Source organism: Lentzea roselyniae, assembly GCF_039537795.1.
GTDB lineage: Bacteria > Actinomycetota > Actinomycetes > Mycobacteriales > Pseudonocardiaceae > Lentzea > Lentzea atacamensis.
The window spans coordinates 79,977-92,936 of record NZ_BAABBE010000004.1; the positions used below are offsets into that span (position 1 = coordinate 79,977).

The following is a 12,960-nucleotide window of genomic DNA, read 5'->3' on the forward strand; positions in this document are numbered from 1 at the left end:
TTGTTCCCCCATGCGTTTTCGTCGGCTCTGTGCCGCCGTGCTGCTCGCTGCGCTCATACCGGTTCCCACGCCGGCAAGCGCTGCCCAGACCACCTGCGAGGACGTGTACACACCGGTTCAGTTCGGACTCGTCCGGCAGATGATGTACGGCAGGCTGTGTGTCCCGCAGAGGGCCACGACCGTCCAGGTGCTCATCCCCGGTGGCACGTACACCAGCGGGTACTGGGACATCCCGGTGGAGAGCGAGACCCGTTCGGTCACGCGCGCGATGAACAGCGCGGGCATCGCCACCATGGCGGTGGACCGGATCGGCTCCGGCAAGAGCACCAAACCGCTCAGCATCCTGGTCGACGTCCCCAACCAGGCCGAGGCGGTGCACCAGGTGATCCAGACCCTCCGCCCGCGGTTCTCGAAGGTGTTGGTGGGCGGGCATTCCATCGGTTCGGCCATCGCGATGGTCGAGGCGGGCAGGTACCACGACGTCGATGGCGTCCTGGTCACCGGCATGACGCACCAGTGGGACTACGTCCGGGCCGTGCCCGCGCTGACCAACCTGATCCCTGCCGCGATCGATCCCAGGCTTGGCCTGCGCAACCTCGACGTCGGCTACCTGACGACGGCGCCGGGAACCCGCTACACCATGTTCCACGCGCCAGGTCCCAACATCTCCACCGTGATCAACCTCGACGAGTCCACAAAGGACGTGGTGTCGGCCGGTGAGTTCGTCACGACCGCTCTGATGTCCAACCTCGTGCTTCCCGCGAGCAACGCCATCAACGTGCCGGTGATGACCGTTCAGACCTCGGCCGACTACTTCTGCGGCACCCCGCCGCTCGGTGCCGACTGCTCGTCGGCGCAGGCGCTGGTCAACTCCGAGAGGCCGTTCTACCTCAGGGCACCTCGACTGAACGGCTTCGTCGTCAACGGCTACGGGCACGTCTTCAACTTCGACACCAAGAACGCGAACCGCTACCACGCGGCCGTGACCGCGTGGCAGCGCAGCATCTAGAGCTCTTTCAGGAAGTCGCCCGCATCCAGCGGGGAACCGAAGTGGGCGCCGATCGCGAGGTCGGCGCCCACTTGCGTCCACCACGCCGCCTGCTCGGCGGTCTCGATGCCGTCGACGCAGATGTTCACGCCCACCTCGTGCACGGCCGGGATCAACGCGACAGAACGGGGATCCATGCGCCGCGTCAGATCCTTCGGCACGCACACGGACGCGATCGGCAGCTCCGAGAGCCAGGCCAGATCCCGCGGACCGAGCCCGAAGTCCTCGAGCGCGATCCGCACTCCCCTGGCCGCGAGCGTGCTCAGGTTCTCCGCCGCGTCGGCCACGCCGAGCACACCGACCGGCATGCACAACGTCAGCCGTTCGTGCGGCATCCCGGTCTCCTCCACGACCTTCGCCACCCGTGACACCAGATCCGCGTCGGTCGACTGGTGGTGCGTGAGCCGGATGCCGAACTGCGCGTCGAGCTCGCCGCGCTGACGCCACCACTGCGCCTGGCCGGCGGTGATCCTCATCAGCCACTCGCCCATCGGCAGGATCAGGCCGGTCTGGTCGGCCAGCTCGGCACACCGGTCCGAGAGATCCCAGTGCAGCACCGCTTCGACGCCGGCCAGCTCGCCGGTCGCGAGCACGCGAACGGGCTGGTAGCACACACCGATGTCGCCCTGCTCCCACGCTCCCGGCATCACCACGGCCAGCGCGTGGTCACGCCGGCGCTCCATGTCCTGGTTGCCGTGGAACAACTGCCACTGACCGCGCTGGTCCTTCTTGGCCTGCCGCAACGCCAGATCCGCCATGCGCAGCAGCTCCGTGGGATCGACGTCGGGCGACGGCCGGTCGACCACGCCGGCGCTCACCGAGACCGCGAGCCCGTGATCGTCCACGAAGATCGGTTCGGCCAGGTCGGCGTTGATGGAGGCCATCGTCGTCGCGATGTCCGGCGTGGTGGCGGTGTTCTCCACGATGATGCCGAACTCGTCGCCGTCGAACCGGGCCACCATCGCCTGCTCGCGCGACATCACCGCCCGCAGCCTGCGTGCCACGTGTTGGAGCAGTTGGTCGCCGACTCGCCCGCCGAGGCTGTTGCACACCAGGCCGAACGCGTCGAGGTCGAGGTGGAAGACCGTCACGCCGAACTCGGGATCGGCCCTGCGCAGCACGGTTTCGAGGTGGGTGGTGAAGAACTGCCGGTTCGGCAGGCCGGTGAGCACGTCGTGCAGCGACTGCCTGCGCAGTTCTCCTTGCAGCAGCGCGAGTTCCGTGTCGTCGTCGATCATGGCGAGGACGTGGCTCGGCTTGCCGTCGTCGTCGCGCAGCAGCGACGCCGTCAGCGTGACCCTGGAGAACTCGCCGTCGCCGCGCACCAGTTGCATCCGCTCGCGCTGGAACTCGTCGCGTTCGGCGAGAACCCGTTCCATCAGCTCGCGGAACACCACGATCGACTGCGGTGCGACGAGCTCCGCGAGCCTGGTGCCAGGCTCCGGCTGATGGCCGAGAATGTCGCCGATCGCGTCGTTGCCCCAGGCCACTCGTCCGTCGAGACCGACGATGAGGATGCCGTTCGTCGACGAGGACGCGAGGCCCGCGAACTTCGCCTCGCTCTGCCGCTGGTCCCGCTGCGCGTCGTGGGCAGCCTTGAGCAGCGAGCGCTGCATGCTCTCCTGCTGGTCCAGGATCGCCCTGGCACGGGCGCTGACGAAGCCGCACGCCAGCGCGCCGATGCCACCGACCACGTGGACGGTGTGCTGCTCGGTCGCGCTGAACTCCTCCAGTGCCAGCAAGCCCTTGCCCAGCACGTCGACGGTGCGCCGGAGGCCGGGCTCGTTGACGTAGCCGAGAGCGACGAGTCGCTCGCCCACCTCCTCGAACGGAGCAGGGTCGAACGGCTCCTTGTGCAGCGCGGCGCACATCGCGTCGAGCTGGGCGCCCAGTTCAGCGTCCAGCTCGTCTCTGCTCAGCGCGACAACTATGACGCTGCTGACCAGGTAGCTCCACTTGCGCGCCAAGGCTTCGCGCGCCCGGACGGCGGCGGTGTCCGCAGGTGGAACGGCATCGGGTCTTCGGCTCGGATTCGTCATTCCCGTTGCCCTGTATGGGTTGGAGAGTGTGCGGCAGTTTACCTACCGGCAGTCGACGCCTACTGCGCCGACAGAGTGAACCTCCGACACTACCGGGTGGTTTCAGTCCTTACGACCGACACCAGCGTACAAGAACATGTTCATGCTCGCGTCGTCCGCGATGTCACCAGGTCCGTCCGGCCGCCACTCGCCGCAGCCGACCAGGCCGGGCTCGACCAGCTCGAACCCGTCGAACAGCGCGTTGACCTGCGCGTGCGTGCGCATGTACATCTGGTCCGCGCTCTTGCTGCGGTTCACCACCTCGGCGGCCTCGCCGACGTTCTCACCGATCTGGTCCTTGGCGACGTGGGTCATCACGATGAAGCTGCCGGCGGGCAGCGCGTCGCGGTACGTGGCGACGAGCTTCTGCGGGTCGTCCTCGTCCGGCACCCAGTGCAGCATCAGCAGCATCAGCAGGCCGATCGGCTCGTCGAAGTTCAGCAGGCGGCCGACCTCGGAACTCGACAGCACGGCTTCGGGATCGCGCATGTCGGCCTGGACGATCGCGGCATTTTCGTTGTCGGACAGCATCAACTGACTGTGCGCGACGGCGACGGGGTCCTTGTCGACGTAGACGATGCGCGCCGCGGGGTCGCGTTCCTGGGCCACCTCGTGCACGTTGGCGACGGTCGGGATGCCGGAGCCGATGTCGAGGAACTGGCGAATCCCCTGGTCCATCAGGAAGTTCACCGCGCGGCCGAGGAACCGCCGGTTGAGTCTGGCGACGCTAGGCAGGCCGGGGACCAGCTTCTCGATCTGGGAACCGACCTGCCGGTCGGCGGCGAAGTTGTGGGCGCCGCCGAGGATGTAGTCGTAGACGCGGGCCATGCTCGGCACGTTCGTGTCGATGCCGAGCGGAACCCAGTTCTGGGGCTCTGCCACGGGAAACACCTCTTAGGTTCGTGGCGGTTCGAGGGAGACGCACGAGCTTAGTCACCCGTGCGGCTTGCGCGCTGAACCATCAGAGTGATGCGGAACCACCCGTTCAGGCACTGTCGTCTTCCTCCAAACGGCTCCTAGGGTGGTCCGTCCCCATTCGGCCCAACTCCTGGGAGTCTGGATGCCCGTCCCGGTGGCTCCGCGCCGCTGGCCGTTACTCGGGCACACACCGGCAATGCTCACCCAGCGTGCCAAGTTCACCGACGCGCTGCACGAGCACGGCGATGTGGTGCGCCTCGACCTGGGCCCCTTGCACGCCTACTTCGTCACCGATCCCGCGCTGACCCACGAGGTTCTCGTCGCCCAGGGGGCGAAGTTCCGCAAGGGCGCGATGTTCGACAAGTTCCAGCCGTACCTGGGAACGGGCCTGCTGCTGTCGAACGGCGAGTTCCACCTGCGACAGCGCCGGTTGATGCAGCCGGCGTTCCATCGGGAACGGATGGAAACCTATGCCTCGACGATGGCTCGTGCCGCTGCTTCGCTGGTTGCGCGGTGGCAGCCCGGCGAGGTCCGCGTCATCGAGAACGACATGCAGGAGCTCGCGGTCACCATCGTCGGCGAGGCGCTCTTCTCGACGGAGATCGGCGAGCCGGCCGTCGAGGAGGTCCGCCGGTCGATCTTCACCGTCATCCAGCAGGGCATGATCCGGGCGCTGTCCCCGTCGTTCGTCGAAAAGCTCCCGATTCCAGGTAACCGAGAATTCGACGCGGCCATCGCCCGCATGAAAGCCGTTGTGCTGCAGGTGATCGAGAGCTGGCGCGCCGACGGCGTGGACCGCGGCGACATGCTTTCGATGCTGCTGTTGGCCGGCATGACCGACCAGCAGACCTACGACGAGGTCCTGACCCTGCTGACCGCGGGCATCGAGACCACCGCGATCGCACTGGCCTGGGCGCTCTACGAGGTGGGCCGCAACCCCGAGATCGAACGACGGCTGCACGCCGAGGTCGACTCCGTGCTGGGCGGCCGCCCCGTGACGTTCGCCGACGTGGCCTCCCTGACCTACACCGAGCAGATCGTGCAGGAGACCCTGCGGATGTACCCGATCTGGTTCGTGATGCGCCGAGCGCTGGTCGACGTCCAGCTGGGCGACGTCCACCTCCCCGCGGGCGCCGAGGTGATCGTCAGCCCGCACGCCCTGCACCACGACCAGCGCTACTTCACCGAACCGTGGCGCTTCAGCCCGGACCGCTGGACACCTTCCTTCGCCTCGGGACTCCCGCGCGGAGCGTTCATCCCGTTCGGCGGCGGCAACCGACAGTGCCTCGGCAACACCTTCGCCCACACCGAGATCGTCATCACCCTCGCGACCATCGCGGCGAACTGGCGTCTCACCCCCACCCGTCCGGCGCGCGTGAAGTTCACGTCCGCCCCGTACCCAAACGGCCTGCTGATGAAGGCTGTCCCCCGCAACTAGTTGGAGGTCGTTCCACCATGCGTTTCCGCCGGTTGTGCGTCGCGGCTCTGCTCGCCACCGGAACACTGCTGGCCCCCACACCCGCTTCAGCCGCCGTGACGTGCGAGGACGTCCACACCACCGTCAACATCGGCCTGACCCCGCTGGTGCCGATGCTGGAAAGGATGTACGGCAGGCTTTGCACCCCGCAGGGCGCGAAGACCGTGCAGGTGCTCATCCCCGGCGGCACCTACGACAACTCGTACTGGGACATCGGGTACGAGCCCAACTCCCGCTCCTACACCCGCGCCCAGAACAAGGCGGGCATCGCCACCCTCGCCGTGGACCGCCTGGGCACCGGCAAGAGCTCCAAGCCGCTGAGCGCCCTGGTCACCGCCTCGGCCCAGGCGAACGCGGTCCACCAGGTCATCAAAACCCTGAAGCCCCGCTTCGAAAAGGTCATCGTCGGGGGCCACTCCATCGGCTCGGCGATGGCCATGATCGAGGCAGGCACCTACCGCGACGTGGACGGCGTCCTCGTCACCGGCTTCACGCACAAGATGAACTACATCACCGTCGTCCCGGTGCTGGCCAACATGGTCCCGGCGGGCCTGGACCTCGGTTACCTCACGACGATGCCGGACACCCGCTACAACTCGTTCCACAAGCCGGGCCCGCTGGTCTCCGGCGCGATCTCGTTCGACGAGTCCACCAAGGACGTCTTCTCCGCCACCGAGGCGGTCGACACGATCCTCCTGAACACCGTCATCATCCCGATCTCCCGCAAGATCAACGTCCCGGTGATGATCGCCCTTGGCAACGACACCCACTTCTGCGGCAACAACTTCCCCCTGATGGGCAGCGACTGCTCGTCCCCAGCCGCCCTGAAGGCCGACGAGCGCCAGTTCTTCCCGTCGGTCCCCCGCCTCGACACCTTCATCCTCAACGGCTACGGCCACTCCATCAACTACGCCCCGAACGCCCCCGACTACCACTCCGCAGTCGCCGCCTGGTCCAAGAGCCTCTGACTAAACTCAGGGGATGGACGAAGAGATCCACGAGCGAGTCCGCGACATCATCAAGGCCATCCCCCGCGGACGCGTCGCCACCTACGGCGACATCGCAGATCTCGCCAAGGCGCCGTCGCCACGGCTGGTCGGCCGCATCCTCAACGAGGACGGTCACGACCTGCCGTGGCAACGCGTCCTGAAGGCGGACGGCACCTGTGCGCCGCACCTCCGTGAGACGCAGCTGCAGATGCTGCACGAGGAGGGCGTGCCGAACCTGGACGGCAAGGTCAACCTGCGCGAGTACCGGTGGGAGGACGCGCGCAAGGAGGAAGCACCCGGCCTCTGGTAGGCGAGGCGCCCTTCAACCGTGATGGCGAAGCTGAGCCGGACGGGTCCGCCGCGTGAGCGCGTACGCACCCGCCGGCCCCGCACGCCCGGTCCCCACCAAGCCTCAAACCCTGTCAAACCACCCGGTGGAACAGTTCCATTGAGGCCGGTTCACCCAAGCCTCATGCTGATTGCAGCAACACCGCCCGAGCCGCGTAGTACTTGCGCAACAACACATCGACCACAAGAGGATGCGCCCCGATCGGTTCGGACACGACGTCCGCGCCGCAGTCGGCGAGCGACCCGTGGAACGTCCCTGGTGCCAGGAGCCACGAGGCAACGGCCACGCGGCGCCCCCGCAGCCCGGCAACGACGTCGGGCACGCGGGGCGTCGCGGTAGCCACGTACCCGACAGCGGAAGCGCCGAGCAGAGCCGCAGCCCGACGAACGTCCGCCAGCGCCCGAGCGTCCGACGAACCCGCCGCGGCGAGCACCAATGCGTCGCCGCGGCGGAAACCTGCTTCCCGCAACCGGTCCCGCACCGCCGGCACCGCGTCCACGCCGAGCGGTGAGGTCAGCACCACGTCCGGCCGGTTCCCGATCTGTTCGGGGATGTCGACCCGGACGTGGTACCCGGCAGCCAGAAACGCGGGAACCACCACAGCCGGGCCGTCCACAACCGACCGGACATCGGGCTGACGGACATCGGCGTATGCGACCTCCACGGGCACATCAACCTGCGGCCGCACCAGATCCGCGATCTCTTCGCACACCACGGCGCCTCGCGGATCACGAGTGCCGTGGAAGGCAAGAACAAGCTTCATGCGGGCTCCATCGCTAGCCGGTAACCACGCTTCACGACCGTGCACACCATCTGCGGCGACCCCAGCGCCGTCCGCAACCGCCCGATCGCCGTCTCGACCGCGTGCTCCTCACCGCCAGAAGGCAAGGCGGCCAACAGGTCCTGCCGGGAGACCACCCTGCCCCGAGCAGCCACGAGCGTCCGCAACACGGCCATCGGAGCCGGCGCCACCGGCCGAAGCTCCCCGTCGATCACCACCGCCTGCGCCCGCATCTCCATGTCACGGGACGCGATCCGCAACCGAGTGGCACGCGACGGCAACTCGACGGCCAGCTCGCGAACCATCGAACCGATCCGGGAGCGAGCCGGCTGCACCACCGGAATCCCGGCGGCCACCAACGGGCCGGCGGTGATGGCGCCGACGCCGACCACGAGCACGTCCCGGCGCAACGCGGAAACCAGATCCGCGTACCGCGGCCCGGCAGTGCGCAACACCGAAGCCGCGGCAGGCGCGCTGGTGAACGTCAGCGCATCGACCTGTCCGGCCAGCACCGCCTCGATCAACCGCTGCAACGGCCCCATGTCGGCGGGCGGCTCCCACCGGTAGACCGGGATCTCGACGACCTCGGCACCGGCGGCCCGCAGCGTGTTCACGAAGTCCGGCAAGGGTTCGCCGTGCAGCTGGATGGCGACCCGCTTGCCGGACACGCCCAGCCGCAGCAGGTACTGCAGCAGCTCGGCGTTCGACTCCGACGTGGGGGACCAGGTCTCGACCAGGCCGGCCGCCCGCACCGCACCCTTGGCCTTCGGGCCCCGTGGCAGCACCACGGCGCCTTCCAGAGCGCGGTGCAGTCGACTGGCCAGTCCCCACCCCTCGGCGGCTTCGAACCACCCGCGGAACCCGATCGCGGTGGTGGCGACGACGACGTCGACCGGTGACGACACCAGTTCCCGCGTCGCGGCGTGCAGGGTGGTGTCGTCCGGCAGAGGCACTATCCGCAAGGCGGGCCCGTGCACGACGGACGCGCCCTTGCGTTCCAGCAGCGCGATGAGCTCGTCGGCGCGGCGGGCAGCGGTTACCCCGATGGTGAAGCCCGCCAGCGGCGCGTTCATGTCAGCTCCACGACGCCGTCACGCACTCGCACCGGGTGCACCGCGACAGAGACGGCGGGCTCGTCGAGGCACTTTCCGGTCGCCAGCTCGAAGGCCTGCTTGTAGACCGGCGACACCACGACGGGGACGCCGCCGCGGTCGCCCACGATGCCGCGGGAGAGCACCGCGGCGCCGCTGAACGGGTCGATGTTGTCCAACGCGTGCAAGGAACCGTCGGCGGTCAGGAACACCGCCACCTGCGATCCGTCGGGCAGCAGAGCGGCCACACCGGTCTCGGGACGCAGAACGTTGAAGTCACAGACAACGGTCACCTGACGACCTCCGGAATTCCGAGCTGGACGGGGACGCGCTGACCGCGCTCAGCGCGGAACGAGATCGTGGGGTCGGGTGTGCCGGGCGCGTTCACGAACGACGTGAACCGCGCGAGCTTCTCCGGGTCCTCCAGCACACCTCGCCACTCGTCGGCGTAGTCGTGGACGTGCGCGGCCATCGCGGCTTCCAGCTCGTCGCAGATGCCGAGCTTGTCGTCGACGATGACCTCGCGCAGGTGGTCGAGCCCGCCGTCGAGCCCTTCCAGCCACGCCGAGGTGCGCTGCAGGCGGTCGGCGGTGCGGATGTAGAACATCAGGAACCGGTCGATCACCTTGATCAGCGTCTCGGTGTCCACATCGGACACGAGCAGGTCGGCGTGGCGAGGCGTGAAGCCGCCGTTGCCGCCGACGTAGAGGTTCCAGCCGTTCTCGGTGGCGATGACGCCGAAGTCCTTGCCGCGTGCCTCCGCGCACTCACGCGCACAACCGGAGACGGCCGACTTGAGCTTGTGCGGCGAACGCAGGCCGCGGTAGCGCAGCTCCAGCTCGATGGCGAGACCGACGGAGTCCTGGACGCCGTAGCGGCACCAGGTCGTGCCGACGCAGGACTTCACGGTGCGCAACGCCTTGCCGTACGCGTGGCCCGACTCGAAGCCCGCGTCCACCAGGCGGCGCCAGATCTCCGGCAGCTGGTCGACGGTCGCGCCGAACAGGTCGATGCGCTGGCCACCTGTGATCTTGGTGTAGAGGCCGAAGTCGCGGGCCACCTCGCCGATGACGATCAGCTTCTCCGGCGTGATCTCGCCGCCGGGGATGCGCGGCACGACCGAGTACGTGCCGTTGCGCTGCAGGTTCGCCAGGAACCTGTCGTTGGTGTCCTGCAACGGGGCCTGTGCCTCGCCCAGGATGTGCCCGTTGTTCAGCGACGCGAGGATCGACGCCACGGCGGGCTTGCAGACGTCGCAACCACGACCGGTGCCGTGCTTCTCGACCAGCGCCGTGAACGTCGTGACGCGAGTCGCCCGGACGATCTCGAAGAGCTCCGCCCGCGAGTACGTGAAGTGCTCGCACAACGCCTTGGACTGCTCGACACCGCAGTCGGTCAGCAGCTTCTTCAGCATCGGCACGCACGAGCCGCAGCCCGTACCTGCCTTGGTGCACGCCTTGAGCTCGGCCACGTCGCACGCGACACCGGACTGGATCGCGTCGGTGATCGTCTGCTTGGTCACCGCGTGGCACGAGCAGACCTGCGCATCCGCGGGCATCTCGACGTCGACGGCCCCGCCCGGCTGCAGCAACGCCGCCGGAACTTCCTTGCCCACCAACGGCCGCAGCGACGGGTAGGCGGAAGCGTCGCCGACGAGAACGCCGCCCAGCAACGTCTTGGCGTCGTCCGACACGACGAGCTTGCTGTAGGTCCCGGCGACCGCGTTGTTGACGACGACTTCCAGCGCACCCTCGGTCTGCGCGTGCGCGTCACCGAACGACGCCACGTCCACACCGAGCAACTTCAGCTTGGTGGAGAGGTCCGCACCGGGGAACGTCTTCGCGCCGCCGTGCAGCTGGTCGGCGACGACCTCGGCCATCGCGTAGCCAGGAGCCACAAGTCCGTACGCCACGCCCTCGACGGCAGCGCACTCACCGATCGCGAACACGTGCGGGTCAGCGGTGCGGCAGGCGGCGTCGACCAGGTAGCCGCCGCGCGGCCCCAGCTCGAGGCCCAGGTCGAGGTCGGTGCGCGGCCGGATGCCGGCACTGAACACCACCACGTCGAGGTCGAGCTCGACCCCGTTGGCCAGCTTGGCGATCAACCGCGAGCCGTCGCGTTCGATGGACGAGGCCGAGGTACCGGTGTGCACGGTCAGGTCGAGCTTCTCGACCAGCCGCTTCAGCAGCCCGGCACCGCCCTCGTCGACCTGGATCGGCATCAACCGCGGCGCCAGCTCCACTACGTGCGGCGAGACGCCCATGCCGCGCAGCGCGTTGGCCGCCTCCAGCCCGAGCAGGCCACCGCCGAGCACCATGCCGGAGTGCCGTCCGGGCCGGTCAGCGGCCTGGACGGTCGCCCGGATGTCGTCCAGGTCGTCGATCGTCCGGTAGACGTGGCAACCGGGCAGATCACGACCGGGCACCGGCGGAACGAACGGCACCGAGCCGGTGGCCAGCACCAGCGCGTCGTACTGCACCTCGACACCGGAAGCGCCCGTCACCACGCGGCGCTCCCGGTCGACCGAGACGGCCTTCTCACCGAGGCGGAGCTCGCAGCCGGACAGCGGCGTCAGCTCCAGATCGGCGGAGTTCCACGTGTCCACATAGGACGACAGCGCGACTCGGTCATAGGCAGGGCGCGATTCCTCGCCGAACACCACGATCCGCCAGGACGAGTCGCGGAGGATCTCAACGAGCCGGTGGCCGACCATGCCGTTACCGATCACGACCAGGGTCTGAGTCATCGGGCATCCCTCCTTCCGACCGGTATGCTCACCGGGCGGCGTGTCATCCCAAGGTCCGCAACATTTCGCGGGTGTTAAAGGAAACTCTCTCCGCAGATCAGCGCGATGTGCGTCACACGCCGGCGTAGGCGAGCGACGGCCGCGTCGCGAACACGTTGCGCCTCAAGTAGAACCACCACGTCGTGCCGAGGCACAGCGCGTAGAAGACGAGAATGGCGGTCAGCGCGGGCGTCAGCGTCTTCGAACCCTCGAGCGAGAACTTGAAGACGAGGTTCACCAGCACACCACCGGCCGCACCGATCGCGCCCGCGATGCCGACGACGGCGGCGGCCTGGCGCTTGGCCGACTTGTCGTCGTCCGCCTGCGTCTTGAAGATCGCCGGGATCATCCGGTACGTCGAGCCGTTGCCGACGCCCGCCAGGATGAACAGCGCGATGAACGAGGTGAAGAACAGCGGGAAGCTCTTCATGTCCACGCTGGTCATGACGCCGATCGTGCCCACACCGAGCCCGATGAACGTGGCGAGCGTGACCTTGGCGCCACCGATCCGGTCCGCCAGCCACCCGCCGGCCGGACGGGCGATCGAGCCGATCAGCGCGCCGAGGAACGCGAGCGCCACCCAGCCCTTGTAGTCCACGAAGCTGATCTTGATCAGCGACGGGAACGCGAACGAGTACCCGATGAACGAGCCGAACGTGCCGATGTACAGGAACGACATCACCCACGTGTGCTTGTTCGACATCGCCAGCTTGTACGACTGCCCGTCCGGCTTGGCCTGGGTGAGGCTGTCCATGAAGAACCACGCGAAGGCGGTCGCGAGGACGATGAACGGCATCCAGATCAGCGCCGCGTAGGCGAGGTTGATCCCGGTGCCGATGGTGATGATGACCGGCACGATGAGCTGCGTGATGGCGACGCCGAGGTTGCCACCGGCGGCGTTCATGCCGAGCGCCAGGCCCTTCTTGCCCTCCGGGTAGAAGAACGAGATGTTCGCCATCGACGACGAGAAGTTGCCGCCACCAAGACCCATCGCGGCCGAGGTGAGCAGGAAGAACCAGTACGGCGTGCCGGGCGTGGTCACCGCGTAGGCCAGCATCGTGCACGGGATCAGCAGCAACCCGGCGCTGATCGTCGTCCACAGCCGCCCGCCGAAGCGCGGCACCGCGAACGTGTAGGGCACCCGCAGGATCGCACCCACCAGGTTGGGCACGATCAGCAACCAGAACTGCTGGCCGACGCTGAAGTTGAAGCCCACCGAGCCGAGGCTCACCACGACGATGCTCATCAGCACCCAGACGCTGAACCCGAGGTTCTCCGCGAAGATGGACAACGCCAGGTTCTTGCGGGCGATCCGCTTGCCCTTCGACTCCCAGAACTCGGCGTTCTCGGGTTCCCAGTGCTCGATCCAGCTCCGCATGAATGTCCTCCAGGGGTTCGGCGACTGCCGAAAAAGCTAAGAAACCCGCATTACCAAGGGGTTCTG

11 protein-coding genes are annotated in these 12,960 nt (G+C 67.9%); 4 read left to right on the forward strand and 7 right to left on the reverse strand.

The window, feature by feature from the left end; all coding sequences use genetic code 11:
- Positions 1 to 10 precede the first annotated feature (10 nt).
- Entirely contained in the window at positions 11 to 1,009 is a 999-nt protein-coding gene (locus ABFX45_RS07840) for an alpha/beta hydrolase (RefSeq protein WP_233439222.1), read from the forward strand.
- On the opposite strand, the gene ABFX45_RS07845 is transcribed toward ABFX45_RS07840, so the two are convergent.
- Positions 1,006 to 3,087 (reverse strand): putative bifunctional diguanylate cyclase/phosphodiesterase, encoded by a 2,082-nt coding sequence (locus ABFX45_RS07845; protein WP_346128696.1) that lies wholly within the window; start codon positions 3,085 to 3,087, stop codon positions 1,006 to 1,008. The genes ABFX45_RS07840 and ABFX45_RS07845 overlap by 4 nt on opposite strands.
- A 102-nt stretch (positions 3,088 to 3,189) precedes the next feature.
- Complete coding sequence (locus tag ABFX45_RS07850) at positions 3,190 to 4,008, reverse strand: SAM-dependent methyltransferase (RefSeq protein WP_346128698.1); 819 nt, start codon at positions 4,006 to 4,008, stop codon at positions 3,190 to 3,192.
- A gap of 178 nt (positions 4,009 to 4,186) precedes the next feature.
- On the opposite strand from ABFX45_RS07850, the gene ABFX45_RS07855 reads away from it, so the two are divergent.
- From ABFX45_RS07855 to ABFX45_RS07865, 3 genes are read left to right on the forward strand one after another with little or no spacing between them, the layout of a single operon-like run.
- Positions 4,187 to 5,482 (forward strand): cytochrome P450, encoded by a 1,296-nt coding sequence (locus tag ABFX45_RS07855; protein WP_346128700.1) that lies wholly within the window; start codon positions 4,187 to 4,189, stop codon positions 5,480 to 5,482.
- A 17-nt stretch (positions 5,483 to 5,499) separates the two neighbouring features.
- Positions 5,500 to 6,489 (forward strand): alpha/beta hydrolase, encoded by a 990-nt coding sequence (locus ABFX45_RS07860; protein WP_170154756.1) that lies wholly within the window; start codon positions 5,500 to 5,502, stop codon positions 6,487 to 6,489.
- A 13-nt stretch (positions 6,490 to 6,502) separates the two neighbouring features.
- A complete protein-coding gene (locus ABFX45_RS07865; protein ID WP_109632568.1) occupies positions 6,503 to 6,820 on the forward strand; it encodes an MGMT family protein in 318 nt (105 codons plus the stop codon).
- Between the two features lie 160 nt (positions 6,821 to 6,980).
- On the opposite strand, the gene ABFX45_RS07870 is transcribed toward ABFX45_RS07865, so the two are convergent.
- The 5 genes from ABFX45_RS07870 to ABFX45_RS07890 form a co-directional block, all read right to left on the reverse strand.
- Entirely contained in the window at positions 6,981 to 7,622 is a 642-nt protein-coding gene (locus ABFX45_RS07870; protein WP_109632566.1) for a sirohydrochlorin chelatase, read from the reverse strand.
- Entirely contained in the window at positions 7,619 to 8,713 is a 1,095-nt protein-coding gene (locus ABFX45_RS07875; RefSeq protein ID WP_112228764.1) for a uroporphyrinogen-III synthase, read from the reverse strand. The genes ABFX45_RS07870 and ABFX45_RS07875 overlap by 4 nt, the downstream gene beginning before the upstream one ends.
- Positions 8,710 to 9,024, reverse strand: a complete 315-nt coding sequence (nirD, locus tag ABFX45_RS07880; RefSeq protein ID WP_109632561.1) for a nitrite reductase small subunit NirD — start codon at positions 9,022 to 9,024, stop codon at positions 8,710 to 8,712. The genes ABFX45_RS07875 and nirD overlap by 4 nt, the downstream gene beginning before the upstream one ends.
- Positions 9,021 to 11,477 carry a nitrite reductase large subunit NirB gene (gene nirB, locus ABFX45_RS07885; RefSeq protein ID WP_346128704.1) on the reverse strand — a complete coding sequence of 819 codons (2,457 nt, stop codon included), beginning with the start codon at positions 11,475 to 11,477 and terminating at the stop codon, positions 9,021 to 9,023. The genes nirD and nirB overlap by 4 nt, the downstream gene beginning before the upstream one ends.
- 112 nt (positions 11,478 to 11,589) lie before the next feature.
- Positions 11,590 to 12,894: an MFS transporter gene (locus tag ABFX45_RS07890; RefSeq protein WP_109632557.1), complete on the reverse strand. Its 1,305-nt coding sequence runs from the start codon at positions 12,892 to 12,894 to the stop codon at positions 11,590 to 11,592.
- Positions 12,895 to 12,960 lie beyond the last annotated feature (66 nt).